A 25,562-nucleotide genomic window follows, 5' to 3' on the forward strand; every position below is an offset into this window, starting at 1 on the left:
TAGTCGGGACTACTTGTATAGTATAGCAACGATTAGTCGAACGATGGCAGCTCCGGCTTGGCAATAGGTTTGCCGGCTTCCTGCCAGGCATCAAACCCGCCCTCAATCGATTGTACATACAGGTAACCCATGTCCTGCAAAGCCTTGGCGCTTAATGCTGCTCTGCCCGAGTTTTTGCAGTAAACCACAATTTTCATGTCCCGGTTGGCCAACTCAGGATCATTGCTGAACTTGAATTCCAGCAGGCCCCGGGAAATGTTGGTGGCTTGGGGGATGTGGCTCTGCCGGTATTCGTCTCCGTCACGAACGTCTAACAACAGATCCGCAGCCTGAATAGCCTCGTTGGCTTCGTTCAGGGAGATTTCCTCTATATGCTGTTTGGCTTCGGCGACAAAATCGTGAGCTGTTTTCATGGCGGACTCTCCGTGCGATGAGTGTGTCGTCAGGTTAAGTCATATTGCCCGAGCGCGTCACCTGCCAGGTGTGTTAAATTCGGTGCCACGATGCCATGAGGAAGCTATTTTTATGGGTGCGCAGGAAGCCCGCAAAGGCGTCTTTTACGGCCTGTTCGCCTACACCATGTGGGGTTGCTTCCCGCTGTACTTCGCATTATTTGAAGGTGTGCCCGCCTAGGAGATAGTCGCCCATCGGGTAGTCTGGTCCTGCGTTTTACTCGCCGTTTTTGTGACGTCCATGAAGCGCTGGCAGCCAGTGAGAGCAGCGTTGGCTCAGCCGAAAAAGCTCGGGTTTGTTCTCGGTTGTGCTGTGCTTATTGCTGTGAACTGGGGCGTGTACATTTATGCTGTTGAAACCCGGCAGGTGCTACAAGCCAGTCTTGGCTACTTCTTGACGCCCCTGGTGAACGTTGGGCTGGGCATGCTGGTGCTCAAGGAGAGTATTTCCCGATTACAGGTTGTGGCGGTAGCCCTGGCGACCATCGCGATTCTTTATCAGCTGCTTCTGCTTGGTGTCGTCCCTCGGATAACGCTGGCTCTTGCGTTCAGTTTCGGAACCTACGGATTACTCCGCAAGCAGGTTGCTCTTGACGGGCTCTCTGGCCTCTTCGTGGAAACGCTGCTTTTGTTGCCAGTGGCCATCCTGGCGCTATCGATTCTGAAATACGCCGGAGCTTCTCACTTCTCGGAGGATACGCGGACCATGTTTTTGCTGTTTTCGAGCGGGGCAGTGACGGCGATTCCTCTGCTGGCCTTTGCCGGGGCAGCTCGCAGGTTGCGCCTGTCGACGGTCGGGTTTCTCATGTATATAAATCCCACTATCCAGTTCCTGATCGCGTTAGTGGTGTTCAGTGAACCGCTCAGTACAGAAAAACTGACGAGTTTTATCATGATATGGACAGCATTGGGGATCTATTCCTGGTCGGCCTGGGCCGGGCGATCCAGGTCATTACCTTGAAGCAGCCGATAACCGGATACCACAAAGATGAAGAAGACCACTGGGTCGCACGACTGGCCTGTGGTCATAACCAGCATGTACGTCATAATCCGCCGTGGGTGAACCGACCCTGGGTGATCACCGAAGAGGGGAGGCGCTCCATGCTTGGCTTTGAGCTTGCTTGCCGAAAGTGCGACGAGGGCGCGGCTCCCGATTTTGTGCAGGGAAATACATAGTTTTTATTCAAGGTATTCCGGATTTTGTCGTTAATATCTTGAGACAACGCCTTTCCGAGGATCTGCCGTAATGAATGTCTTGAACAACCTGCGCATACGAACTCGCTTGCTCCTGGCCGTGCTTATACCGGTGCTGATTACAGCTGCCACTGTCGCCTGGATTTCTGTGAGTCAGATACAGGCGAATGGAGAGGCAGAATTAAAGCGCCTTGAGTCCAGCTTGCTGGAGGCCCGGAAAACTGGGTTAAAGAACCTGGTCGACGCTGCAAAAGCAGTAGTGCTGGAGGCCAAAAACAATCCTGCACTGTCCGAAGACGAAGCCAAGGCAGCTGCGGCGTCGCGTTTGCGCTCTATCCGATTTGAAAAAACAAACTACGTGTTTGCTTACCGGCGTGATGTATACAACCTGGCTTATGCCCCAGATCCTTCCAAAGAAGGCCCGAGCAATAATCCCACACTCAAACGGCTGGTCGGGGACCTTTTTGATGCGGGGGAATCCGGAGGCTACTACGGCTATGACTGGCTGAACCCGGCCTCCGGCAATGAAGAACCCAAGGTATCCTATTCCACAATTATCCCCGGTTGGGACTGGATGATCGGAGCCGGAGTCTACATTACTGATATCGACAAGAAGGTCGCCGCAGCGCGTGTCGAGATTGAGGATAACATTGTTTCGACCCTGGGCTTTATCCTGTTGGTCACCGTTATCGTTGTGGTTGTTTCATTGATAATCGGTGTGTTTGTTGGCCGGACGGTAACGACGCCACTGAAGATCGTCAGCGGTATGATGCAGGAAATCGCGGATGGCGAAGGCGATTTGCGTCAGCGCTTGCCGGAAGACGGCAGAGATGAGCTTTCTGAGCTGGGACGTCGTTTTAACGCTTTCGTTATCAAGATACAGACGACGATCCGGGAGGTGGGTGCCACGACAGAGCAAGTGGCCTCCGCGGCGGAAGAGTTAAGCCGTGTTGCCGCTGAGACACACGCATCGGTGCAGGAGCAGGGGTCGGAAACCGACCAGATTGCCTCAGCGATTAATGAGATGGCCGCGACCATCCAGCAGATTTCCGGTAACGCCAGCGAAGTGGAAGGCGCCGCATCCGATGCGGATCGCATGGCACGAGAGGGCGGTGAAACCATTGCCAGTGCTCAGGGCGCGGTAAACAAGCTGTCTGAGGAGATTCAGGATAGCGCCCTCAGTATCAATGCGCTGGCTGAAAAATCAGACGATATCCACCAGGTTCTTGGTGTTATACAAGCTGTCACCGAGCAGACCAACCTGCTCGCACTGAACGCAGCAATAGAGGCTGCCCGTGCCGGCGACCACGGTCGCGGTTTTTCAGTGGTCGCAGACGAAGTGCGCCAGCTCGCAAGACGCAGCGCCGAATCTGCAGATCAGATTCGTGAAATGATCGACGGGTTCGTGAGCGAGTCGCGCTCCGCTGTCGAGCGCATGAACCGATCCCGGGATCGGTCGTCGGAAACGGTGGAACGCATCAACCACGCGACGAACGCTCTGGTGACCATTGAGAAATCGATCGGGCAAATTCACGATCAGGTTACTCAGATCGCGACGGCAGCCGAGCAGCAAAGTCAGGTGGCGGAAGAAATCAATCAGAACGTGGTTCGTATAGTGGGCGCAGCGCAGCGCAGTGATACTGGTGTAGCGCAAACCAATGAAGCCAGCCACGAGCTGGCCCGGTTGGGCGAGAGCTTGCGGGATCTCGTGAGCCAATTCAAAGTCTGAGCATGGCCTCGTGGGGATGGTGCGCCGGCGCCGGGAGGAACAACTCTTGGCGCTGGGCACCATCACGGGCTAAGATTATGGGCGCTTTCGCGATAAAGATATAACATAACAACACGACAAGTGGTGCTAACAATGATGACTCGCCTGTTCAGAATGGCAGCGGTGACGCTGTTGTTCTCCGTCAGTTCGCTCGGCATGGCTCAGGAAAGCTTTACCCTTCGCCTTGCACAAACCTGGGGGCCGAACTCTCCCATTCTCGGTGAAACCACCGAGCACATGGCCCAGATGGCCGAAGAGATGTCTGGTGGCCGCCTGAAGATCCGCATTGACAGCGCCAACAAGCATAAAGCGCCTTTTGGGATTTTTGATCTGGTGCGCAATGGGCAGTATGACATGGGTCACACAGCCTCTTATTACTATAAGGGCACAATTCCCAATGCGATGTACTTCACCACAATACCGTTTGGCCTGATTGCCCCGGAAATGTATGCCTGGTTCTACCACGATAAAGGCATGGAGTTGATGCAGAAGGTCTATGAGCCATATGGACTGCTTTCTTTTCCGGGAGGTAATACCGGTAACCAGATGGGCGGTTGGTTCAACAAGGAGATCAACTCGGTAGAGGATCTCAAAGGCCTGAAAATGCGTACCCCCGGGTTTGCGGGTGAAGTTATGGCCGAGCTTGGCGTGGCAGTGACCAACCTGCCCCCCGGCGAGCTATACACAGCGCTTGAGCGTGGCACTGTTGATGCTGTTGAATGGGTGGGCCCTGCCCTTGATTTCCCCATGGGCTTCCACCAGATCGCGAAATACTACTACTCAGGCTGGCAGGAACCAGGTGCAGAAGTTCAGTTTCTGATCAACCAGAAAAGCTGGGACAAGCTGCCGAAAGACCTGCAGGCAATTCTGCGGATTGCCATGCGCACAGCCGCTTATGACATGTATATCCAGACCACCCACGAGAGTGGTGTAGCCTGGGATCGCATGAAAGAAGACTATCCGAACGTGACGCACAAGACGTTCCCGCCAGAAGTTATTGAAGCGATGCGTGAGGCAACTGATAAATTGCTGGCAGAAGCAGCCGAAAAAGACGAGCTAGCCAAGGAAATTATCAACTCCCACTTTGATTACCTGAAGCAGGTTCGCCAGTGGACCAATATTTCAGATAAGGCCTACCTGGACAGCGTCGCTGGCCAATAAAACCTTTGAACAGGCCCCGGCCGCTTCGGCAGCCGGGGCGTTTTTGTGAAAGAACGCCCCCCTTAGAGGCACCACTTTCCTCACGCCGGACACCTCGGGTAAACCACCGGATAAAAATTGTCGTGTAAAAAACCGACACTAACCTTTTTATGCTGCGCTCTTTCTGAAAAAATACGCCGCTTATTATTTGGGCAGGGCTGATGACTAAAACACTCCTATCGCTGAGCGGTATTAGCAAGCAGTTTGACGGCAAGGCGGTACTGGATGAACTTAGCCTCACGATTGACGATGGTGAGTTCATTACACTTCTTGGGCCCTCCGGCTGTGGTAAAACGACCCTTTTACGCATGATGGCGGGTTTTGAGCTCCCGGACCGGGGTACCGTTACGCTGTCCGATGCTGATATCACACAAACCCTGCCAGAACACCGCCCGCTGAATACGGTTTTCCAGAATTACGCGTTGTTTCCTCACATGTCGGTTTTCGACAATGTGGCCTATGGCCTGAAAATGGAGAAACGGCCAAAAGCCGAAATACGTGAGCGTGTTGAAGAAGCCTTGGCCATGGTTCAGCTGGAGGACTTTGCCGGGCGCAAGCCGCACCAGCTTTCCGGTGGTCAGCAGCAACGGGTTGCGATTGCCCGGGCAGTGGTCAAACGACCCAAGATGCTGTTACTGGATGAGCCCCTTTCAGCGCTGGACTACAAGCTGCGCCGCACCATGCAGGTAGAGCTCAAACGCCTGCAACGGGAGCTTGGTATCACTTTCGTTTTCGTGACCCACGATCAGGAAGAAGCACTATCCATGTCTGATCGCATTGTGGTGCTCAAAGATGGCTGTATCCAGCAGCTTGGCACACCCAGGGAGGTCTATGAGCGCCCGGCGAACGTGTTCACTGCGCGCTTTGTGGGCCAGACTAATTTTTTCCCTGGCCGTGTTACCAGAATAGAGGGTGAGCGCATCAGTGTGGATGTATTTGGCCTGAGGCGGGAGCTGAGCAAGCCGTCGTTCCGTGTTGTGATGAATCAGCCACTGCACGTTCTGCTGCGCCCGGAAGATATCCGGGTACTTGCACCGGATGATACCGAAGGTGTCGCAGGCAAGATCGTAGAACGCAACTACAAAGGCAGTACGCTGGACTCGGTTATCGAATTGGAGGACGGCAGCCATGTAATGGCCAGCGAGTTCTTTGATGAGGACGACCCGACATTTGATTACAGCATTGGCGAGCGGGTGCGGGTGAGTTGGGTAGACGGCTGGGAATGGTTGTTGGCGGAAGAGGGCAATGAGCCGTTGACCGACGAAGAGGAGCTGGCTGCTGATGATGCAGAGCATTAAGCAGCAGCCGTTCAGAGCGGCGGTTCTGGTGCTGGTGTGGGGGTGGCTGCTGTTCCTTGTGCTTGCGCCCAACATGCTGGTTGTGGGTGCCAGCGTGATGACGCGTGACCCATCCACGTTTATTTCATTGCCATTGAACTTCGATGCCTACAGGCAACTGTTCAATCCTTTGTATCTGGATGTGTTTCTTCACTCACTTTACATGGCAGTCCTGACCACGCTGATCTGCCTGTTGATCGGTTATCCGTTTGCCTGGGCACTGTCGCGGGTGGAGAAGCGTCGGCAGATGTTGCTGATTTTCCTGTTGATTGTGCCGTTCTGGACGAACTCACTGGTGCGCACCTACGCCTTGAAGTTGATTCTGGCGACGAACGGGTTGTTGAACAGCGCGCTCATGTCTTTGGGCGTAATCGATGAACCGGCGCAGCTTCTGTACACCGAAGGTGCCGTGATTGTTGGCCTGGTTTACCTGCTGCTGCCGTTCATGATTCTGCCCCTGTACTCAGTATTTGAAGATTTAAGACAGGATGTCCTGCTTGCGTCTCACGATCTGGGCGCGGGGCGTTTCGCTACGTTTAAAAATATCATCGTACCGCTGACACTGCCGGGCGTGCTGGCGGGTGTCATGCTGGTATTGTTGCCCGCCATGGGATTGTTTTTCGTGCCAGACATTCTGGGTGGTTCGCGCAATCTGCTGGTGGGCAACGTGATCAAAAACCAGTTTCTGGATGCCCGCAACTGGCCGTTTGGCGCGGCCGCCAGCATCGTATTGACCCTCACCATGGCGTTGCTGCTGTTTGCGCATCGGTTGAGTAAGCGCCGTTTGGGCGAGGAGGGGGCGTGATGGGCTGGCTTTCCCGTAGTTATCTTGCTCTGGTTTACTTGCTGCTGTACGTGCCGATAGTGGTGCTGATGGTGTTCTCCTTTAATGACTCCCGCACCGGCTACAACTGGGGAGGTCTCAGCCTGCGCTGGTACGAGTCGCTGTTCAATAACCACGCCATGGTGCAGGCCATGTGGAATTCCTTGTGGTTGGCGCTTACGGCGGCCACTGTGTCCACACTCATAGGTGCTCTGACAGCACTGGCGCTGCACCGCTATCGTTTTCGTGGCAAGAGAGTACTTAACGGCATGTTGTTTGTGGTCATGATGTCGCCGGAAATCGTGCTGGCGATTTCGTTGCTCGGGCTGTTCCTGTTGCTGGGCCTGAAACTCGGGTACGTATCCTTGTTGCTGGCCCATGTGACTTTCTGTTTGCCGTTCGTGGTGATTACCGTGATGGCCAGGCTTGCCGGGTTTGATGAGCGCCTGCCGGAAGCTGCGCGGGATCTGGGCGCCAGCGATTTCACCATGACCCGTACGGTGCTGATCCCGGTCATTATGCCGGCGTTGATGGCCGGTTGGCTGCTGGGCTTCACGCTCTCCATGGACGATGTTGTGGTCAGCACTTTCGTGAGCGGCCCGAGTTACGAAATTCTCCCTCTGCGCATCTATTCCATGGTGCGTGTGGGGCTTAAGCCCGAAGTAAACGCACTGGGCACTTTGTTGCTGGTGTTCTCACTGGTGATGCTAATGGTGTCGCAATGGATTCTTTCAAGGAGCAAACAATGAAGAAACTCGCGCTGGCCGGCTTGCTGGCACTGGGCCTGACGGGCTGCAGTTCTGACGATCCGCAGGTACTGAACCTGTATAACTGGTCTGAGTACATGCCGCAGGAAGTGTTGACCCGTTTCGAGGATGAGACCGGCATCAAGGTAGTCTACACCACCTACGACAGCAACGAAGCCATGTACGCCCGGCTCAAACTGCTGGACGAGAGCGCCGCTTATGATCTCGCGGTGCCGTCGACCTACTACGTGAGTAAAATGCGCAACGAAGGGCTGTTACTGCCCATTGATCGAAGCAAAATCAGCGGCTTTGAGCAGCTTGATTCTGAACTCACCGGCCTGGATATTGATCCGGACAATCAGTACAGCGTGCCTTACCTTTGGGGCACAACGGGTATTGGTGTCGATACCGCTGATATTGAGGGAGAGCCGGTCACTGCCTGGGAAGATCTCTGGGATGAGCGCTTCAAAGGCCGGGTCATTCTGACCAATGATATGCGCGAAGTTTTCCACATGGGCCTGCGAGTGCTGGGTTACTCAGGTAACAGCACCGATCCGCAGCAGATTGAAGAAGCTTACGAAAAACTTCTGGAGTTGATGCCTTCTGTACGTACGTTTAACTCGGACGCGCCGCGCATGCCGTTCCTTGAGGGGGAGGCCGATGTGGGCATGATCTGGAACGGTGAAGCCGTTATGGGTAGGGATAGCCTGGAATCGCTGGAGTATGTGTATCCGAAAGAGGGCATTATCGCCTGGCTGGACAGCTTTGTAATTCCCAAGAATGCAAAAAACCCGGAGGCGGCCCACAAGTTCATCAGCTTTGTGTTGCAGCCGGACATTGCAGCGCTGATAAGCGAAGACATTGGTTACGCCACACCTGTGTTGTCAGCGCGGGAATTGCTGACGGATGAGGTTGCAGGTGATCGCTCCAGTTATCCCACGCCGGAAGACATGATTAACGCAGAGTTTCAGGCAGATATTGGGGACGATGTGCTGCAGGTATATGCCAAGTACTGGGAAAAACTGAAGTCCGGCTTGTAAAACCCGAGCGCAGGCGTTGAGACTGCAGGGTCACTTCCTGGCCTTGCAGCTCCGCACTGAGGAAGGCGGTTTACTGTCCTTGATTTGTACACGTAATGCCCCGGGTGCCTTATACTTCCATCATAGCCCTCAATGGCAGGATTGCAGCGCTAATGTCCGGACCTTTTTTGAGAAGCCTGATTATCGTGCTTGGCGTTCTGTGCAGTTTTGGGCCTGTTGTTTCTGCAGCGGCACCGCAACCCGTGACCGAAGGCTGGGAATATAGGTGGGGCGATTTACCTTTTGATGCTGATGGCGCGCCCGATTGGGCTGCTGCACGGCAGTCCGAGCAGTGGCACGCCATTGATTTTCCCTCAAACCCCCCCGGGCGCAACGGTCGGGACCAAGTATGGTTCAGGGTAACATTGCCGGCCGGTGACTGGCAGAGCCCTGTTCTTTACATTTTAAGCGTCGACCTGATAACCCAGGTCTGGCTGGATGGCGAGAAGATTTATCAGTACGGCACGTTTGATGAAGATGGGCGTGGCAGGTTTGAAGGCTGGCCGTGGCATGAGATTGCACTCCCTGATGGCTATCGGAACCAGCCGCTCTACTTCCGTGTGTATTCTGACTACACGGATATAGGTCTCTGGGGCGAGGTAAGTATCATGGATCACTCGGAACTCGTTCTCTATATACTCAAAAACTCACTCGAAGCTCTTCTCGTTGCTGCCTTTTCACTACTGGTAGCTGTGCTTGCACTGATTTTCTCGTTGTTTCAGGGCGGTCGGAAGACCTTTTCCAGCATTGGCCTGTTTGCGTTGGCCTCATCTGTCATGTTGGTGGCCGAGAGCCAGGCCAACCTGTTGATTGCCAACCACGCGTTGTTATGGGATTACCTTGCGGCCGGAAGTTACTTCCTGCTGCCCGTGGCACTGGGTCTTATGCTGGATCAATGGCTGGAGGACCGGCCATCCAGATCCATCAGTCTGATCTGGAAACTGCACTTGTGTTATGTGGCTGGTGCTTTGGGCCTGGCATTGATGGGTGTCGTGGACCTCTCATCCACTTTTCCGCCTTTTGATGCCCTGCTCCTGCTTACGTTGACTTTGATGGGGATGTTGACCTTACCCCGCTTGGGCTCACTCTCGGGTGAGCAGCAGATCCTCGTGCTGGCATGCGGCGTTTTCAGCGCTCTGCTCGTCGCCGATATGGCGGTGGCTCACGGTTTTCTGCCCTGGGCTCAGGTGCCGGTCAGCCTGGGTTTGCTGTTCTTTGTTCTCGCGGTCGTTATCATTTCGCTGAGGCATTATGCGTTAACCCAAAAGGCCCTGCAGGACTTGACTGTTACCCTGGAGCAACAGGTGGCCGAACGTACGGAAAAAGCCGAAACGCTTTTGCAGCGGGAGCAGGCCAGAGCGGGTTTGCTGGCATTTGAAAATGAAAAGAGCCAGATATTTTCGGAGGTGATTGCGGAATTGCAGGCCTGCGTAAGCCTGACGGAAGCATTTCAGCTACTCGCTGAAGCAATGCCAAGGCTCAGCAGCCCCCTTAAAGGCATGATATACCGACGAACGGCGAGCGGCGCCTATGGGCGTCTGGTGCATTGGGGGTATGGCGATGAGCATCCGGGGTTGGCACAAGTTGTTACGGCGCTTGATAGCCTGCCCACCCCAATTCGTCTGACTGCGGGGGCTGTGGAGGATGCTGAGGCTGTCGGAAAAAGTTGGCAGCGTGGGTTGGTGTGCTTTCCGATCAATATTGAATTTGCCAGCCACGGCGCCGTACTCGAAGGCCTTTTACTGCTCGAGGGAGGCAGCATCAGCAGTTCGGGGTATACCGCCTATGGAGCCGGGCGGCTAATGTCGTCTATCAATCTGGCGGCAGAGCGCATTGGGATTACGCTTTCGGGTATATCTTTAAGGGAAGACCTGCAGCGATTCTCATACGAAGATGCCCTCACTGGCCTGAAAAACCGCCGATATTTTGATCAGCTATTTGAGCACGAAACATCCGTGGCCTTGCGCAAAGGCTCACCACTTTCGCTTTTGTTATTGGATATCGACCACTTCAAGCGTTTTAACGACACCCATGGTCACGAGGCAGGTGATTCGGCTTTGCAGGCTTTTGCTGCTCTGTTGAAATCACGCTTCCGCGGCAGCGATATCGTCTGTCGTTACGGGGGTGAGGAGTTTGTTGTTATTCTTCCAGGCTCCCGTACTTCAGACGCCACGGAACGTGCCGAGGAGCTGCGCGAGGCAACGCGGAAGGAGCCAGTAATATTTGAGGGCAATAGTCTGGGATGCCTGACGGTATCGATTGGGGTCGCTAACTGGCCAGACAGTACAGACGAGCTTGGGCAGTTGTTGAAGCTTGCAGATACAAATCTGTATCGGGCAAAAACCAGAGGCCGTGACAACGTCGAGGTTTATTCAAAGCCCCGGACCGCAGGCTAGACTACAAGAACCGGGCATTTGGCGTGCGCAGCCACGCGGTGTGAAACACTGCCGAGAAACATACCGTCCTTGTCGCTATGGGTACCCCGGGTTCCCACCACGAGCAGATCCGCTTCCTTGTCCTTGGCAAACTTAACAATAACCTTCGATGGGCGCCCGGCTTTTACAAAGCCGCGAACCCTGGTTGCTCCCTGTTCCTTTGCCAGCTCTTTGGCGTGGTTGACCACCTCTTTTGCGTATTCCGAAAGCACCTTGTCTGGAATGTCCATGTCCGAGGGCCGTCCAATGGAAAGCGATGCCTCAAACAAGCTGTGGTGCTTGTACACGCAGAGAATGTAGATCTCTGCCTCCGGCAGGAGCTTTTGCAGCTTGATGGCCTTATCAAGAGCCCCGAGGGAGGTTTTGGAACCGTCCACCGCCACCAGTATCCTTTTGAACATTGTTTTCTCCTTAAACATCCAGAACCGGACGTTCGTCAGTCTGCAAAGGCAAGATCACGCAGGAACAAGGCAATCTGCGGAAAGGTAATGATCAGGGCAGCAGCTGCGACCAGCATAATGATAAAGGGCGGTGTGCCTCGGATAACTTCCAGATAAGGCCGTTTGAATATCGCAATCGCCGTAAAAATGTCGCAGCCAAACGGCGGTGTTGCCGAACCGATCGCCACCTGCAAGGTAATGAGCACGCCCACCAGGACCGGATCCAGGCCTGTTGCTTGAATGGCGGGAGCAAAAATAGGCGTCAGTACCAGAATCACGACGATGGGGTCGACAAACATACAGGCGATAAAGAACGACACGCAGATAGCAATAAGCACGCCTACGGGGCCGGCTTCGTTAACGCCTACGGACTCCAGTATTGCCTGTGGAATCTGGGCGAAGGAGATGATCCACGAGAATCCGTTCCCCACTGCTACCAGAATGAAAACGACTGCGGTGATCAGGCCGGTGGACTTGGCAATTTTGTAGATTTCCGCCAGCTTGAGGGAGCGAAAGACGATGAATTCCAGCAGGAAGGCATAAAGCACGCACACGGCTGCCGCTTCAGTCGGGCTGAAAATACCCCCGTAAATGCCACCCACAATGATAACCGGGAAAAACAACGGCCAGATGGCATCGCGGACAGAGAAAGCCCGCTGGCGCCAGGTCGCTTTGGGTTCGGTAGGCACCTTGTTTTTGTAGGCATAGAACAGGCAGTAAAGCGAGAACATGAACAGGATCAGCAGGCCCGGTCCAATGCCTGCGATGAACAGCTCCGCAATCGACGTTTGGGAGATAACCCCGTAAATGATCATGCCGATACTGGGGGGGATCAGGAAGGCAATGTCACTGGCGTTGATAATCAATGCCAAAGTAAACGAATCGGAATAGCCGGCCTTGAGCATTTTCGGGCGTAGGGGTGAGCCAACGGCAACAACCGTTGCCTGGGTGGAACCGGACACTGCGCCAAAGAGTGTGCAAGAGGTGGCGGTACTGATCGCCAGCCCGCCTTTTATGTGGCCGATAAAGGCCATAACCATGTTGATCAGTCTGTCTGCTGATTGGCCGCGTGTCATTATGTCAGCAGCGAGAATGAACATGGGCACAGCGATGAGCGAGGCGGGCCGGATGCCCCCCATCATCTGCTGAATGAATGTTCCCATCTGGCCAAAGCCGTCGAACATCATCACAAAGCCAACGACGGCGGCAGTCGTCAGTGGAATCATCATAGGGAAGCCGAGGAGCAGCAGCCCGATCATGATGATCATTAGAATTGTTGCCATAGGTGTGCCCTTTTTTATCGTGTCCGGTCTGAAACCGGATCAGACTTCCGATTCAGAATCAGCGTATCCGTCAATCACCCCGGTGGAGAGGTAAACATCGTCACTGGTGAAGTTCTTGATGGCGGTAAGGAGGTACTGAATGCCGGTCACAGCAAAGCCCACAGGCGCCCAGATGTAAATCCACCAGATTTCAAAGCCCAGCGCAGGCAAAATGCGACCACGGCTATACAAAGTCTCGATGTAGCCGTAAGAGTGATAGCACAGGAAGAACATTACCGCGGAGGTGAAAAGGGCGATGATGATCATCAGTATCTTACGACCCTTGGGCGGGAGTGCGTCGTAAACAGCCGACATCCGAATGTGTCGACCGTAGCGCGCCGCGTAGCCGATGCCGGCAAAGGTCACGAGAATAATCAGGATGCGGTTTATTTCGCCGGAGAAGAAGAAACCCTCTCCAAATACAAATCGCGCAACAACGTTAACACAGGTATTGATGGCCATGAGGATGATGCCTGCGGCCAGAATGACTGCTTCAGCGTTGGCTATCCATCCGTCAATGACCCCCAGAAATCCGGGCAGCCCAGACTTGAAAGTGCCGGTATCGTCGTCTATCTCCGGGGAATTCTCGGACATGTAGTCGGCTCCACATCATGTCGCTCCCTACCGGACACTAAGTTTTGGCGGGGCGGGTTGGTTCATCAAAAAGTCCGCCGGCGGGCGCCGGCGGACAGAAAGAAGTGCGGAATCAGTCGTTCTGTACTTCTTCCAGGTCTTTCTTGAACTGGTTCAGCAGGTCCTTGCCACCCTGACCGGCCATTTCAATGAACTTTTTCTCAACCTGCGGAGCTCTTTCCTTGAAGGCCTTGATCTGCTCATCGTTCAGGCGAGTAACGGTGACCTCGTCGCTGCTCTTCTGGATTTTCGCGAGCGCCTCATCGGCCAGGCCGTCGATGTGAGTGATGATCTCTTCGAAGGCATAATCGGCGGCATCCTGGATCAGCTTCTTGTCCTTATCTGGCAGGCCGTCGTAAAAATTCTTGTTAGCCATTGCCGCAGTCGTAAACCAGCCGTGACCCGTGAAGATCAGGTTAGGCGATACTTCATACAGGCCACCGGACTCGATCCAGAAGATCGGGTTTTCCTGCCCGTTAATCATGTTGGTCTGCAGTGCACCGTAAACTTCACCCCAGGGCAGTGGTGTCGGGGTCGCGCCGAACGCAGAGTAGGTTTCCGACAACAGTGGGTTGGTCATAACCCGGATCTTTTTGTTCTTCAGCTCTTCAGGCGTCGTGACAGGCTCATCCAGCGTGATAACGAACTCACCTTCGGGATACATTTGCAGAAGCTCCAGACCTTTCTCTGCGTAGAGCTTCGGGAAATCTTCATTGATGGCCTTACTCTCACGGAAAAACTCGATGACCGTGTTCATGTCGGTAGGCATCAGGTAAGGAATGAAGAAAATCTGGGCTTCGGGAATCAGGGCACCAGTGAAACCGGGCGACTGGTTTACAAAATTCAGGATCCCCGCCTGAGTCTGTTCCATGATGTCATCGGATTCACCGAGTTCACCAAAACGATACACCTGCAAGGTGTGGTCGGAATTATCCTCGATGTATTCCTTGAATTTGTATGCGTATACATCCTGTACGTCGCCTTCATACTCTTCGTGTGCATAACGCCAGTTGGCGGCATTCACGGAGTTAGCTGCGGTCATTGCCGCGAAAGCGAACGCTGAAATTCCGGCCAGTTTTTTGAATTTACTCATGCTGCTCATCGGGTTTTCTCCGTTCGTTTTTGTACAGATATCAATTGTTACATTATTAAAGACTGGCAAAACTTGTCGACTTACGCAAGAAATTGGCCTATTTGGTTTATTTTTGACCTGTGCGTGTTTTGTGGATACCTGCTCTTGAGAGAAACATCCGAAACTCTTCTGTGACCCGCTCAAGGCTATCTCCGAGGCGGTGGCCGTCGGGCAGCATCAGAGCGGGGAGCGCCTGCTGCCGGGCCAGTTTCAAAACCGGCAGCGGGGGCACAACGTCGTCATCCCAGCCGTGGATGATCTGCACATGCCTGGCCTGGATTCGAGGGCTGGATTGAGGGTAGGCCGGCATCGCCAACGCTGGCGCCAGAAGAAAGCATCCGAGAACCGGCATCTGCGCGCTGGTTTGTGCGCACACCCAGCCACCCATGCTGGAGCCAGCGAGAATGATGTTTTCCGGATGTGCGCCGCTGGCCTCAATCGCATTCTGCATCTGGGTGAGGCGAACCGCAGGGTCTTTGCTGCTCCGGTGATCAATGGCGTGGGCCTGAACCTTATCGAAGGTCTCTGCCAGAATTTTCAAGGCCTGGATTTTGGTGCTGCCAGGACCGCTTTCCAGCCCATGTGAAAGAAAAATATGAATGGTGGTCAGTTCTGCCATAGGTCAGTTTCCCAAAACCCGGTTTCTCAGCCTGACGGGCCGGCGTCTTCCGTTTCTCCAGTTTCGGGCCCGCGCCGTGAAGATGCTCAGGTCCGGGTTTCCTCAAGAATGTCCAATGCATGGCGGCGCTTTTCCGGGTCGTGGATGTCCAAGGTGAACATCACCTCGTCCACCGTTACGCTGGCCAGCAATTCATCAAGCTGTTTCCGGATGTCTATGGCATCGCCGAGTAGCTGGAGCCCCAGAAAATCCTTTACTCCGGCCTGCTCACCAGCATTCCATAAACCATCCATGGACTCGACCGGCGCCTTCATCCAGAGAGGTTGCCCTCTGAAAAGTGCAAGGATGCGTTGGTAACTGGTGGTTGCCAGGTATTTTGCTTCTTCCATGGTATCCGCAGGCACGGCGGGGACCGCAAGAATGGTGTAAGGCTGCTGCAGTTGTTCTGAAGGCTGGAAGTTGTCCCGATACACTTTCAGCGCTTCCCGGTACAGGCGCGGGGCGAAGTGTCCGGCAAAGGCATAGGGGAGGCCCCGCATGGCGGCTAGCTGGGCGCTGTAGAGGCTTGAACCCAGGAGCCAGACGGGCACGTTGGTGCCAGCCCCGGGGATGGCCTTCACCGCCTGGCCAGGCTTCAGAGGCCCAAGAAGGGACTGCAGCCGTGCCACGTCTTCCGGGAACTGCTCTGCACCCAATCCATCCCTGCGCAGCGCGCGAGCGGTTATCGGGTCGGTGCCCGGCGCCCGCCCAAGGCCCAGATCAATGCGGCCCGGGTAAAGGCTTTCCAGGGTGCCGAACTGCTCAGCGATGACCAACGGCGGGTGGTTGGGTAGCATGACGCCTCCGGAACCAACCCGGATGGTTTGGGTCTTACCGGCAATGTGGCCGATCAGCACTGAAGTGGCGGAGCTGCTGATGCCCTCCATGTTGTGGTGCTCTGCCAACCAGAATCGCTTGAAACCGAGCTTTTCGGCATGCTGGGCATAAGCCACACTGTTTTTAAGGGTAGTACCTACGGAATCACCTTCGCGAACCGAAGCGAGTTCCAGCAGTGAGTAGTCAGGATAGTTGCTCATGGTGCTAGGATAACATCTGAAGCCTGCGATGCCTCAAGCCGTTTCAGAATGCGTGAGGCGTGTCGAAACCAGGGCGACGTCAATAATCAGGAAGGACACCATTGTGCAGCAAAGCGCCTATTATGAAGACGACACCACGCTGGCCCAGTATCTGGAGTTTCACTTTGGTGAACAGTGGCACGGCGAAGCGAACTTTCCCCGTGGTCTGGCCAGAGTGGCGATTGATGCGATGGACGGCCGAACACCAGGGCGCGCTTTGGACATAGGCTGTGCCTGTGGACGCACCAGTTTTGAGCTGGCACGGGTTTTTTCACACGTGGACGGCATCGATTTTTCCAACAGGTTTGTAGAGCAGTGTCATGTAATGGCCCGGGACAAGATGGTTCGCTACGCCCGCCCCGAAGAGGGTGCTCTGGTAAGCTACCAGGAACGTTCGTTAGCGTCACTCGGCCTTGAAGATACCGCCGAGCGGGTGGCATTTCATCAAGGGGACGCGTGCGACCTCAAGCCGGAATTCACCGGCTATGACCTTGTGCTTGCTGGCAACCTCATCGACCGGCTTTACGATCCTGCACTCTTCCTGACCCGCATTCATGATCGATTAAATGACGACGGCCTTTTGTTGATTGCCTCCCCTTACACCTGGCTGGAAGACTACACGCCGAGGGATAAATGGGTGGGCGGCTTCCAGAAAGATGGAGAGGATTACACCACCCTCGACGGGCTGCACGACATGCTGGCACCTCACTTCAACTTGCTACTCGGGGCCAGAAGCCTGCCTTTTGTGATCCGGGAAACACGTAACAAGTTTCAGTACAGTTTTTCCGAGCTGACCGTGTGGCAGAAAATCAGCTCTTGATCTCAGCGGTTCACCGCATTTTGAAGCCCTTTTTCTCCAGAAAGTCTTTCATATGCGGCCGTAGTTTGCTGGTGAACAGGGGCTTCAGTTGCTCTGACCAATTGGTGTCCTTGTTGCCGCCAGTGCGCTCCAGGTAGTACTTTTTCATAGTCTCGTCGAAGCCCACTACCTGAGCCTCATCCTGTTCGTCCTGGTAATAGTCTTCCTTGAGAATGGCCTCTGGTGGCAGTCGGGGTTTTACCTCAGGGTCCTGGTCAGGGTATCCAAGGCACATGCCGAACACCGGGTAAACGTGCTCAGGCAGGCGAAGAATTTCGCTGATTTCGGCAGGATTATTCCGAATGCCTCCGATGTAGCAAATCCCCAAGCCTTCGGATTCAGCGGCAATGGCAACATTTTGAGCCATCAGTGCGGTGTCGACACTGGCTATCACCAACTGCTCGGTCATACCGTGAACCACTTCTGCACCAGCCCTTTGTGCCGCTTCTGTGGGACGCTTCATATCGGCACAGAACACCAGGAAATCCGAGCATTCGGCAATGTAGTTTTGCCGCCCGGCCAACGCTGCGATTTTCTTTCTGTTTTCAGGATTCACCACGTGAATCACGGAATAGGCCTGAACGTGACTGGATGTGGCCGCACTCTGGCCGGCACGGATGAGTTCCCCGAATAGCTCGCGGGGAATCTTCTGCTCTGTGAATTTCCGGATGGAGCGGTGAGAGTTCAGCAGTTCGATGGTTGGGTTCATGGTTCCTCGTCATCGGTGGGCGTGCAGATAGCATGCGAATGTTTTGAAAAAATGGAGGGTAGGGTGTTTGTGGGCAAGCTGCAAAGTCAGAAATTGCGCCGAAATGCTCTTCCCCGGCGCTACTGGCCGGAAAAAGCAGCTGGTCGCTTGGCGAGAAACGCCGAGACGCCTTCTGCGAAATCGGCGGTTTTGCTGGCCTTCACAAACGACTGTCGCTCTGCCTCCAGGTGGATTTCGAGGGATCGGCCACTGGCCTCATCCACCAGGCGGCGGAATGCGCCAAATGCCCGGGTCGGCCCAGTGGAGACCTGATTGACGGTGGCTGCCAGAACCTCACCAAACGCTCCTTTCGATGCTACCTCGGTCACCAAACCTAATTGTTCTGCTTCAATTGCTGTGAGGTGGCGGCCAAGCAGCATCATTTCCGTTGCGCGTGCCGTGCCTATCTTACGTGGCAGAAACCAGGTGCCGCCGCAGTCCGGCACAGCGCCTATCCCGTTATAGGCAATGAGGAATTTTGCGTTTTCCTCCGCTACGATGAGGTCCGCCACCAAGGCCAGGCTCAGCCCGGCGCCCGCCGCCGCGCCCTTCACGCCGGCAATGATCGGGGCGTCCAAGCTTCTCAAAAGAAGGATCGCTTCGTTGAGCGGCACGAGCAGGCTGTTGATAAATGTCAGAGTGTGTTCCGGCGTGCCAGCCATGCTGGCGACGTCGCCACCGGCCATGAAAGCCTTGCCGGCGCCTGTTATTACGATGCAACGCAATCCCGGTTGTTCGTTCAAGCCCTTAACAGCCTCCAGAAACGCTTCGGCCATCGTCGTATTGATGGCATTGAGGACGTCGGGGCGGTTGAATGTCAGGGTGGCTACGCCGGTTTGTTCATCGAACATCGAGATTAAGGGGCTTTCTGTCATGGTTGTGAATTCCGTCGCTGAGAGTATTCGGGTACCTGTTTAGCTAACTATAGAACAGAGTGTCTTGGTTTTTGTGACGGGAATAGGCTACTTTAAATCGTGATCAGGAAACTAACCTGACGTATACGTAAACAACAATAACCATAATCTGCGGATATGCGGGGAATAATGTCCAGTATCCTCGAAATTAGTCATCTTTCTCTCTCGTTCGGTGGCGTGAAGGCGCTCCAGGATGTGAGCTTCCGGGTGCCTGAAAACACCGTAACCACAGTGATCGGCCCGAACGGCGCCGGCAAGACATCACTTTTTAACTGCATCTCCGGTTTCTACAAACCCCAGCAGGGAACCATCAGCTATCAGGGTAAGGCGCTCACAGGAATAAAACCGCCGGCCCGCGCCGCCCTGGGCCTTGCGCGCACCTTCCAGAACATCGCTTTGTTCCGTGGCATGACCGTACTCGACAACATCAAGTTGGGCGCCCACGTACACATGAAAAGCGGCCTGCTGGGTTCACTGGCGTATTTTGGTGCGGCACGCCGCGAGGAAATGGCGGTGCGCCAGGAAGTGGAGCGCCATATCATCGATTTTCTGGAGATTGACCACATACGACGCCAGCCGGTTGCCAGCCTGTCCTATGGCTTGCAGAAACGGGTGGAGCTGGCCCGCGCCCTGGCCATGCGGCCGAAGGTGCTGATGCTGGATGAGCCGGTCGCCGGGATGAACCGGGAAGAAAAAGAAGATATGGCCCGGTTTATTCTGGACATCCGGGAAGAGTGGGGCGTAACGGTGCTGATGGTGGAGCATGACATGGGTATGGTCATGGATATTTCCGACCACATCGCCGTGCTCAACTTTGGTCAGGTGATTGCGGAGGGCCAGCCAGCAGAGATGCAGAACAACCAGCAGGTTATCGAAGCGTATCTGGGCACCAGCGACATGGAAAGCCTGCGCAAGAAGCTTAATCCCGACCGCGAGGTGGCCTGAATGGACTGGTTATTTTTCGGGGAAATCAGTCTTGCGGGCCTGGCTATGGGTGGTCTCTATGCCCTGATCGGGCTGGGTTTCGTGATCATTTACAAAGCCACTCGGGTCATCAACTTCGCCATCGGCGAAATCATGATGTTCGCGGCCTATCTGTTTCTGGCCTTTGCCGGCGGCATGGAAATGTCGCCCTGGGTAGCGCTTCCGCTGGCGGTGCTTGGTGGAAGCGTGCTTGGTGGCGTGATTGAAAAAGTAATGATTCGCCCAATGCTGGGAGAATCATCCATTTCCGTGGTTATGGTCACTATCGGCATCGCCAGCATTCTGGTGGGGGTGGTCGAAATGATATGGGGCGCTGATCCGCAGCTTCTACCGGGCTTTCTCCCCCGCAAGCCGGTTTTCATAGGCGAGATGTACCTGGCGCCCAAGATTGCCTATGGCTTCCTTATTGGCGCGGCAATGCTCATCGTTTATCTGCTGTACTTTCGTTTTTCCCGTGGTGGTGTGGCACTTCGGGCAACCGCTTCCGATCAGGCGGCCGCTTATTCCATGGGCATTAACGTGCGCCGGGTCTTCAATCTGGCCTGGGTGTTTGGCTCTCTTGCGGCGTCGCTTGCGGGCGTTCTGGTGGCAGCAACCGGTGGGCTAAGCCCGCAGTTCGGTGCTATCGGCCTGAGTGTTCTGGTGGTCGTGATTGTCGGTGGGCTCGACAGTATCGTCGGTGCATTGATTGCCGGGGTTTTTATCGGCTGGCTGGAAACGGTGGCAGGCGCTTATCTGGGCGGCGAGTACCGTATGCCCGCTACATTTGCGGTGCTGGCAGTCATTCTTGTTTTCCGCCCCTATGGCCTTTTTGGCACCCACGAAATAGAGCGAGTGTAAGATGCGCATCGGTGACGCCAAACAGAGTTATGAGGCCGACGAGGCCATCCTGACCAGTTCCACACAGAAAATCTGGTTCGCGCTTTTCCTGCTAGCGCTTCTGCTGTTCCCCTTTATGGCCGACGCCTACCTGTTATACCTGAGTTGCCTGGTCGGTATTGCGGTTATCAGCACCACGGGGCTGAACATTCTCACCGGTTTTACCGGCCTGATTTCTCTCGGACAGGCCGGCTTTATGGGGGTGGGCGGTTACACCGTGGCCTGGTTGTCCGCGAACACAGAATTACCTTTTCCGGTTACGCTGTTGCTGGCCGGGCTGCTTGCGGCGGCAGTCGGTATCCTTGTCGGGCTTCCATCCCTCCGGGTAAAAGGCCTGTATCTGGCGATTGCTACGCTGGCCGCCAGTGTGTTCCTGCACTTTATCTTCGCTGAATGGGAGTCTGTAACCGGTGGTATGGGGGGGCTGAGCCTGGAGCCGGCGCACCTGTTCGGGCTGACGTTCCAGAGCGATTTCGGAATGTACTTCATCATTGTGCCGCTGGCGGTACTCATGGTGCTCGCCGCCAGGAATGTGTTCCGTACCCGCATAGGCCGGGCGTTTATTGCAATTCGGGACAGGGATATTTCGGCCGAGATACTTGGCATCAATCTACTGCATTACAAGTTGATGTCTTTCGCGCTCAGCTCATTTTATGCGGGCGTTGCCGGTGGCCTGTTTGCCTATTTTTTCAGGGTCGTCACGCCGGAAAGCTTCCCGCTCTCCATGTCCATTTTCTATCTGGCAGCCGTTATTGTTGGCGGCATGGGCAACCTGCTGGGCGGTATACTCGGTGCGGCTTTCATGACGCTGATTCCGGAAATTCTCAAATTGCTCACTACCGCCCTGACACCGTTTTATCCGAATGCACCGATATTCATGTCGCCGATGCTCGAAATCATCTTCGGTGGCCTGATCGTCGGTTTCCTTATTTTTGAACCGCACGGGCTGGCGGAGATCTGGCACCGCATACGGCGCTTTTTCAGTTTATGGCCCTTTAAAAACTAGTGGATTTAACAACAAGAAGCCGCAAGGGGAAGACACATGTTCAAAAGCATCTTAAGTAAAGTTCGCAGGTTTGCAGGCATCAGCACGATTGCCGCGTCCCTGGTAGCAGCAGCGCCCGCAATGGCACAGGATAAAGACTCCATCGTATTTGGTGGCTCCATACCTCTTTCCGGGGTGTTCGCCTTTGCCGGTGTGCACATTCACGCCGGCCTGACCGACTACACCAGCTGGATCAACAGCGAGGGCGGTATCAATGGCCATCCGGTGAAGTATGTCATGGAAGACACCGGCTACGAAGTCGACCGCTCCGTGGCAGCGTTCAAGAAAATCACCGGCAGTAACACGGTTCCGGTTTATTACGGTGACAGCACCGGATTCATGAAAACCATTGCCTCGGAACTGAACAGCAGAGGAACCACACTGATGAGCGGTGCGTCTTTCGCGACCGCGCTGACGGACAATGAACAGTACCCGTACCAGTTCGTTCCCGGCCCCAACTACAGCCAGATGTTCGGGATTATTCTTGAGTACATCGCGACGCAAGGAAAAGATGGCGAGAAGCCTACGGTTGCCTTTGTCTACAGCGATACCGAGTTCGGCAAGGATCCCATCGAAAACGGCAAGGCCAAAGCTGCCGAGATGGGTATCGAGGTGGTCGAGGAAATTGTTACCAAACCAGGCAGCGTGGATGTGTCTGCTGAAATACTGAAGCTACGCCGTGTGCGGCCTGACTTTGTTGTGTTCCACGGTTATGTATTGTCCCCCATAAACGAGTTCATGGTGCAGATGAGGCAGATGGGGCTGGACACCCAGTTCATGGGTACGTTCTGGTCCAGCGACAAATTGATCATCAACAAGATGGGTGCAGACGCTGACGGCTACATGGGCGTTATGCCGTATAACTATTATGACAGCGCGGAAGGCGGGCCGATGCTTGACGCGTTGCGCGCCACAGCGGAAAAGAGCGACCCGGATGCCGGCTACCGCCCCACCGGCTACATGCAGGGCTGGTTTAACGCGATGGTATGGACGGAAGTGATCAAGCGCACCATGGACGCGGGCAAGGAGCTGACCGCCGAAAACATGGCCGAGTCTCTGGCTTCTATCAAGGACTGGGATACCGGCGGCATTATCGGTATTCCGGTTACGGTGCAGGACATGTCGTTCCCGGTGGGTCGTATCTGGCGCGTAAATGCGAAAGAAGCCCGTTATGAGCCGGTATCCGACTGGATTCACCTCGACTGAGACGCTGTATGGAAGCCTTGCTGGAAATCGATAATATAGAAGTGGTTTACAACAAGGCGGTGCAGGTTCTCCGGGGCCTGTCACTGCGTGTTCCCCGGGGCGCCGTTGTGGCGCTGCTGGGTTCCAACGGTGCTGGCAAGTCCACCACACTGAAAAGTGTGTCCGGGCTGCTGGCACTCGAGGACGGCGAGGTGACTGCCGGAGAGATCCGCTTCAAGGGCCGCCCCTTAAAAGGGATGGCACCGGAAAAACTGGTTCGCGACGGCCTCTTTCATGTAATGGAAGGGCGTCGCGTCTTCGAGGATCTGACTGTTGAGGAGAACCTTGTTGCGGCAACCTATGCGCTCAGCGGACGCAAAACGTCACTGAACGACTCCTATGAACTGGTTTATGACTATTTTCCCCGCCTCAGGGAGCGCCGCAAGCAGCTTGCGGGCTATCTCTCGGGCGGCGAACAACAGATGTTGGCGCTTGGTCGTGCTCTGATTGCAAAACCGGAACTGATCATGCTGGATGAGCCGTCTCTGGGTCTGGCCCCTCAATTGGTGGAAGAGATATTCACCATTATCGCCCGTATCAATCGGGAACAAGGCACAGCAATCCTGCTGGTGGAACAGAATGCGGCTGTCTCTCTGGCGATAGCCTCGTATGGCTACATCATGGAAAACGGCAAGATCGTGATTGACGGCCCGGCGGACAAGCTCGCAACCAACGAGGATGTTCAGGAATTCTATCTGGGCGTTGGTGGCAAGGAAGGCGAGGCCCGCAGCTACCGGGACATCAAACACTATAAACGCCGCAAGCGGTGGCTGTCATGACCACATCGAAAATTCGTGATCTCACGCTTCCACAGATGCTTCGGGCGCACGCCAAAGAGCGCCCCGATATGCTGGCGTTACGTCAGAAAGATTTCGGCATCTGGCAGGCCTGTTCCTGGCAGGACTACTACCAGCGCGCCCGCCATTTTGGCTTGGGTCTGCGAGCACTGGGTCTTTCCGATGGTGGCCACGTCGCCATTATTTCTGAAAACCGGGTGGAGTGGGTTATCGCCCAGATGGGCATGGGCCTGGTAAAAGGTATCTGCGTGGGAGTTTATCCCACCAGTCCCTGGAACGAAGTAGCCTACGTGCTCGAGCACAGCGACGTCGAAATGGTGGTATGTGAGGATCAGGAACAGACCGACAAGGTTCTGGAAGCCTGGCCCCAACTGCCGCAGCTCAAACACAACATCGTTATTGATCCCAAAGGGCTGCGATCATACCAGGAACCGCCGTCTTCATTCGAAGAAATCGAAACCCTGGGGCGGGAGTTCGAGCACAAGCATCCTGAGTTGATTGATCAATTACTCGACAGTCAGAAAATGGATGATATCGCCCTGATGATTTATACCTCCGGTTCAACCGGCCGGCCCAAGGGTGCAATGATCAGTTGGGGTAACTTGCAGGCTGGAGCGCCCGGGCTTATTGAGCTTCTGGGAGTAGATCAGCACAGTACCAGTCTGTCCTATTTGCCGCTATGCCACGTGGCAGAGCAGGCACTGACCAATATCGCTCCGATCTATGTCGCCAGCGCAGTGAGTTTTGGTGAAAGCCTGCGCACGGTTCAGGAAGATCTGCGAGAGATCGCACCGACGTTTTTCCTGGGTGTTCCGCGGATCTGGGAAAAACTCCATTCCGCCATCTATATAAAGATGCAGGAGACAGGGCGCTTTCGGCAGATGCTTTTTGATCGTGCCATGAAAGCCTGTGAGCCAATGGCGACCAAACCAAAAGCCAAATGGACTCTTGGGGAGCGGCTAACCTACAGGGTGTATTACTGGTTGGTATTCCGTTCCTTACAGAACTTTATCGGGTTACGCCGTTGCACCATTGCGCTTACCGGTGCAGCCCCGATTTCAATGGGTATTCTGCAGTTCTTCCGCACTTTGGGAGTGCCGCTGGTTGAGGTTTTTGGCCAGACCGAGAGCACGGGTGTCGCGACCGCACAACGTTTGGACAGCGTGTGCCTTGGCACGGTCGGTACGGCGGTTGCAGGGCTTGAGGTGACATTGGGTGAGCATAATGAAATCCTCATGCGAGGCGGCACTGTTTTCAAAGGCTACTACAAGAACGACGAGGCCACAGAGGCTACCCTGAAGGACGGCTGGCTGCACACTGGCGATGTAGGCGAGTGGCAGGAGGGCCAGTTGAGAATTGTCGACCGCCTCAAGGACATCATGATTACCGCCGGCGGCAAGAATCTGTCGCCCACGGAAATTGAAAACACCATCAAGGCGAGCCCTTACATCAAAGAGTGCATTGTCATTGGTGAAGCTCGCAAGTATGTCTCGGCTTTGATTCAAGTCGATTTTGAAACTGCCGCCAAATGGGCAGAGCAGGAACGGATTGCCTATACCACATTCCTTAGCCTGACCGAGCAAGAGAAGGTTCAGGAGCTGATCCAGGCAGAGATAAACCAGGGTAACGACAGGCTACCGCAAGTGGCGCAGATCAAACGGTTCCATCTGCTGAGCAAAGAGCTGGATCACGACGATGATGAAGTGACGGCCACCATGAAAGTGCGCCGGGGCAAAATCTACGAGAAGTACGCGGAGGTGATCGAGTCGTTGTATAGCTGACAAGGCTTGAATGTG

The 25,562-nt window shown here is 54.8% G+C and carries 24 protein-coding genes and 1 pseudogene; 16 read left to right on the forward strand and 9 right to left on the reverse strand.

Annotation, left to right across the window (positions count from 1 at the left end; translation table 11 throughout):
• Positions 1-32: 32 nt before the first annotated feature.
• The gene (locus FFI90_RS13555; protein ID WP_144778594.1) at positions 33-413 is read right to left on the reverse strand and encodes a rhodanese-like domain-containing protein; all 381 of its coding nucleotides are present in this window, start codon (positions 411-413) and stop codon (positions 33-35) included.
• A gap of 112 nt (positions 414-525) precedes the next feature.
• On the opposite strand from FFI90_RS13555, the pseudogene rarD reads away from it, so the two are divergent.
• From rarD to FFI90_RS13600, 9 genes and pseudogenes are all read left to right on the forward strand, one after another.
• Positions 526-1,413 (forward strand): annotated as a pseudogene (gene rarD, locus FFI90_RS13560) (EamA family transporter RarD).
• Complete coding sequence (locus tag FFI90_RS13565) at positions 1,410-1,628, forward strand: DUF3565 domain-containing protein (RefSeq protein WP_144778595.1); 219 nt, start codon at positions 1,410-1,412, stop codon at positions 1,626-1,628. The pseudogene rarD and the gene FFI90_RS13565 overlap by 4 nt, the downstream one beginning before the upstream one ends.
• Before the next feature lie 70 nt (positions 1,629-1,698).
• Entirely contained in the window at positions 1,699-3,375 is a 1,677-nt protein-coding gene (locus FFI90_RS13570; RefSeq protein ID WP_144778596.1) for a methyl-accepting chemotaxis protein, read from the forward strand.
• Between the two features lie 153 nt (positions 3,376-3,528).
• Positions 3,529-4,575, forward strand: a complete 1,047-nt coding sequence (locus FFI90_RS13575; protein ID WP_425463107.1) for a TRAP transporter substrate-binding protein — start codon at positions 3,529-3,531, stop codon at positions 4,573-4,575.
• A gap of 200 nt (positions 4,576-4,775) precedes the next feature.
• Positions 4,776-5,912, forward strand: a complete 1,137-nt coding sequence (gene potA, locus FFI90_RS13580) for a spermidine/putrescine ABC transporter ATP-binding protein PotA (protein WP_144778597.1) — start codon at positions 4,776-4,778, stop codon at positions 5,910-5,912.
• Complete coding sequence (gene potB / locus FFI90_RS13585) at positions 5,896-6,756, forward strand: spermidine/putrescine ABC transporter permease PotB (protein WP_144778598.1); 861 nt, start codon at positions 5,896-5,898, stop codon at positions 6,754-6,756. Before potA ends, potB begins: the two co-directional genes overlap by 17 nt.
• On the forward strand, positions 6,756-7,523 hold the full coding sequence (potC, locus tag FFI90_RS13590; protein ID WP_186318001.1) for a spermidine/putrescine ABC transporter permease PotC: 768 nt from the start codon (positions 6,756-6,758) through the stop codon (positions 7,521-7,523). Before potB ends, potC begins: the two co-directional genes overlap by 1 nt.
• Positions 7,520-8,560: an extracellular solute-binding protein gene (locus FFI90_RS13595; RefSeq protein ID WP_144778600.1), complete on the forward strand. Its 1,041-nt coding sequence runs from the start codon at positions 7,520-7,522 to the stop codon at positions 8,558-8,560. The genes potC and FFI90_RS13595 overlap by 4 nt, the downstream gene beginning before the upstream one ends.
• A gap of 152 nt (positions 8,561-8,712) precedes the next feature.
• Positions 8,713-10,995 carry a sensor domain-containing diguanylate cyclase gene (locus tag FFI90_RS13600; protein ID WP_144778601.1) on the forward strand — a complete coding sequence of 761 codons (2,283 nt, stop codon included), beginning with the start codon at positions 8,713-8,715 and terminating at the stop codon, positions 10,993-10,995.
• Here the strand turns inward: FFI90_RS13600 and FFI90_RS13605 are convergent.
• The 6 genes from FFI90_RS13605 to FFI90_RS13630 form a co-directional block, all read right to left on the reverse strand.
• Positions 10,992-11,435, reverse strand: coding sequence for a universal stress protein (locus FFI90_RS13605; protein WP_144778602.1), 444 nt, complete (start codon positions 11,433-11,435; stop codon positions 10,992-10,994). The two genes, FFI90_RS13600 and FFI90_RS13605, sit on opposite strands and share 4 nt — an antisense overlap.
• A 35-nt stretch (positions 11,436-11,470) precedes the next feature.
• Positions 11,471-12,757, reverse strand: coding sequence for a TRAP transporter large permease (locus FFI90_RS13610; protein WP_144778603.1), 1,287 nt, complete (start codon positions 12,755-12,757; stop codon positions 11,471-11,473).
• A gap of 39 nt (positions 12,758-12,796) precedes the next feature.
• Positions 12,797-13,390, reverse strand: coding sequence for a TRAP transporter small permease (locus FFI90_RS13615; RefSeq protein WP_144778604.1), 594 nt, complete (start codon positions 13,388-13,390; stop codon positions 12,797-12,799).
• A gap of 112 nt (positions 13,391-13,502) precedes the next feature.
• Complete coding sequence (locus FFI90_RS13620) at positions 13,503-14,531, reverse strand: TRAP transporter substrate-binding protein (RefSeq protein ID WP_144778605.1); 1,029 nt, start codon at positions 14,529-14,531, stop codon at positions 13,503-13,505.
• Between the two features lie 97 nt (positions 14,532-14,628).
• Positions 14,629-15,180 (reverse strand): YqiA/YcfP family alpha/beta fold hydrolase, encoded by a 552-nt coding sequence (locus FFI90_RS13625; protein WP_144778606.1) that lies wholly within the window; start codon positions 15,178-15,180, stop codon positions 14,629-14,631.
• 86 nt (positions 15,181-15,266) lie between these two features.
• Positions 15,267-16,256, reverse strand: a complete 990-nt coding sequence (locus tag FFI90_RS13630; RefSeq protein WP_144778607.1) for an LLM class flavin-dependent oxidoreductase — start codon at positions 16,254-16,256, stop codon at positions 15,267-15,269.
• 103 nt (positions 16,257-16,359) lie between these two features.
• On the opposite strand from FFI90_RS13630, the gene FFI90_RS13635 reads away from it, so the two are divergent.
• Positions 16,360-17,115, forward strand: a complete 756-nt coding sequence (locus tag FFI90_RS13635; RefSeq protein WP_144778608.1) for a putative 4-mercaptohistidine N1-methyltransferase — start codon at positions 16,360-16,362, stop codon at positions 17,113-17,115.
• A 10-nt stretch (positions 17,116-17,125) separates the two neighbouring features.
• Here the strand turns inward: FFI90_RS13635 and nfsA are convergent, their stop codons facing one another.
• Positions 17,126-17,863 (reverse strand): oxygen-insensitive NADPH nitroreductase, encoded by a 738-nt coding sequence (gene nfsA / locus FFI90_RS13640; RefSeq protein ID WP_144778609.1) that lies wholly within the window; start codon positions 17,861-17,863, stop codon positions 17,126-17,128.
• A gap of 119 nt (positions 17,864-17,982) precedes the next feature.
• On the reverse strand, positions 17,983-18,777 hold the full coding sequence (locus FFI90_RS13645) for an enoyl-CoA hydratase/isomerase family protein (protein ID WP_144778610.1): 795 nt from the start codon (positions 18,775-18,777) through the stop codon (positions 17,983-17,985).
• A gap of 168 nt (positions 18,778-18,945) precedes the next feature.
• Between FFI90_RS13645 and FFI90_RS13650 the strand changes: the two genes are divergently transcribed.
• The 6 genes from FFI90_RS13650 to FFI90_RS13675 are packed head-to-tail and all read left to right on the forward strand — an operon-like array spanning position 18,946 to position 25,547.
• Positions 18,946-19,761 carry an ABC transporter ATP-binding protein gene (locus tag FFI90_RS13650; protein WP_144778611.1) on the forward strand — a complete coding sequence of 272 codons (816 nt, stop codon included), beginning with the start codon at positions 18,946-18,948 and terminating at the stop codon, positions 19,759-19,761.
• Positions 19,762-20,640, forward strand: a complete 879-nt coding sequence (locus FFI90_RS13655) for a branched-chain amino acid ABC transporter permease (RefSeq protein WP_144778612.1) — start codon at positions 19,762-19,764, stop codon at positions 20,638-20,640. It abuts the gene before it with no gap.
• A gap of 1 nt (position 20,641) precedes the next feature.
• The gene (locus FFI90_RS13660) at positions 20,642-21,685 is read left to right on the forward strand and encodes a branched-chain amino acid ABC transporter permease (RefSeq protein ID WP_144778613.1); all 1,044 of its coding nucleotides are present in this window, start codon (positions 20,642-20,644) and stop codon (positions 21,683-21,685) included.
• Positions 21,686-21,721: 36 nt separating this feature from the next.
• Positions 21,722-22,930, forward strand: a complete 1,209-nt coding sequence (locus FFI90_RS13665; protein ID WP_144778614.1) for an ABC transporter substrate-binding protein — start codon at positions 21,722-21,724, stop codon at positions 22,928-22,930.
• Positions 22,931-22,938: 8 nt separating this feature from the next.
• The gene (locus FFI90_RS13670) at positions 22,939-23,748 is read left to right on the forward strand and encodes an ABC transporter ATP-binding protein (RefSeq protein ID WP_144778615.1); all 810 of its coding nucleotides are present in this window, start codon (positions 22,939-22,941) and stop codon (positions 23,746-23,748) included.
• Positions 23,745-25,547 (forward strand): AMP-dependent synthetase/ligase, encoded by a 1,803-nt coding sequence (locus FFI90_RS13675; protein ID WP_144778616.1) that lies wholly within the window; start codon positions 23,745-23,747, stop codon positions 25,545-25,547. The genes FFI90_RS13670 and FFI90_RS13675 overlap by 4 nt, the downstream gene beginning before the upstream one ends.
• Positions 25,548-25,562: the final 15 nt, after the last annotated feature.

Origin of the sequence: Marinobacter maritimus (assembly GCF_007671675.1) — a bacterium.
GTDB lineage: Bacteria > Pseudomonadota > Gammaproteobacteria > Pseudomonadales > Oleiphilaceae > Marinobacter > Marinobacter maritimus.

Excerpts from the sequence above, each read along its gene's own strand:
- FFI90_RS13555 (WP_144778594.1), bottom strand. The coding sequence starts at position 413 with ATGAAAACAGCTCACGATTTTGTCGCCGAAGCCAAACAGCATATAGAG.
- FFI90_RS13570 (WP_144778596.1), top strand. The coding sequence starts at position 1,699 with ATGAATGTCTTGAACAACCTGCGCATACGAACTCGCTTGCTCCTGGCC.
- FFI90_RS13575 (WP_425463107.1), top strand. The coding sequence starts at position 3,529 with ATGGCAGCGGTGACGCTGTTGTTCTCCGTCAGTTCGCTCGGCATGGCT.
- potA (WP_144778597.1), top strand. The coding sequence starts at position 4,776 with ATGACTAAAACACTCCTATCGCTGAGCGGTATTAGCAAGCAGTTTGAC.
- potB (WP_144778598.1), top strand. The coding sequence starts at position 5,896 with ATGATGCAGAGCATTAAGCAGCAGCCGTTCAGAGCGGCGGTTCTGGTG.
- potC (WP_186318001.1), top strand. The coding sequence starts at position 6,756 with ATGGGCTGGCTTTCCCGTAGTTATCTTGCTCTGGTTTACTTGCTGCTG.
- FFI90_RS13595 (WP_144778600.1), top strand. The coding sequence starts at position 7,520 with ATGAAGAAACTCGCGCTGGCCGGCTTGCTGGCACTGGGCCTGACGGGC.
- FFI90_RS13600 (WP_144778601.1), top strand. The coding sequence starts at position 8,713 with ATGTCCGGACCTTTTTTGAGAAGCCTGATTATCGTGCTTGGCGTTCTG.
- FFI90_RS13605 (WP_144778602.1), bottom strand. The coding sequence starts at position 11,435 with ATGTTCAAAAGGATACTGGTGGCGGTGGACGGTTCCAAAACCTCCCTC.
- FFI90_RS13610 (WP_144778603.1), bottom strand. The coding sequence starts at position 12,757 with ATGGCAACAATTCTAATGATCATCATGATCGGGCTGCTGCTCCTCGGC.
- FFI90_RS13615 (WP_144778604.1), bottom strand. The coding sequence starts at position 13,390 with ATGTCCGAGAATTCCCCGGAGATAGACGACGATACCGGCACTTTCAAG.
- FFI90_RS13620 (WP_144778605.1), bottom strand. The coding sequence starts at position 14,531 with ATGAGCAGCATGAGTAAATTCAAAAAACTGGCCGGAATTTCAGCGTTC.
- FFI90_RS13625 (WP_144778606.1), bottom strand. The coding sequence starts at position 15,180 with ATGGCAGAACTGACCACCATTCATATTTTTCTTTCACATGGGCTGGAA.
- FFI90_RS13630 (WP_144778607.1), bottom strand. The coding sequence starts at position 16,256 with ATGAGCAACTATCCTGACTACTCACTGCTGGAACTCGCTTCGGTTCGC.
- nfsA (WP_144778609.1), bottom strand. The coding sequence starts at position 17,863 with ATGAACCCAACCATCGAACTGCTGAACTCTCACCGCTCCATCCGGAAA.
- FFI90_RS13645 (WP_144778610.1), bottom strand. The coding sequence starts at position 18,777 with ATGACAGAAAGCCCCTTAATCTCGATGTTCGATGAACAAACCGGCGTA.
- FFI90_RS13650 (WP_144778611.1), top strand. The coding sequence starts at position 18,946 with ATGTCCAGTATCCTCGAAATTAGTCATCTTTCTCTCTCGTTCGGTGGC.
- FFI90_RS13655 (WP_144778612.1), top strand. The coding sequence starts at position 19,762 with ATGGACTGGTTATTTTTCGGGGAAATCAGTCTTGCGGGCCTGGCTATG.
- FFI90_RS13660 (WP_144778613.1), top strand. The coding sequence starts at position 20,642 with ATGCGCATCGGTGACGCCAAACAGAGTTATGAGGCCGACGAGGCCATC.
- FFI90_RS13665 (WP_144778614.1), top strand. The coding sequence starts at position 21,722 with ATGTTCAAAAGCATCTTAAGTAAAGTTCGCAGGTTTGCAGGCATCAGC.
- FFI90_RS13670 (WP_144778615.1), top strand. The coding sequence starts at position 22,939 with ATGGAAGCCTTGCTGGAAATCGATAATATAGAAGTGGTTTACAACAAG.
- FFI90_RS13675 (WP_144778616.1), top strand. The coding sequence starts at position 23,745 with ATGACCACATCGAAAATTCGTGATCTCACGCTTCCACAGATGCTTCGG.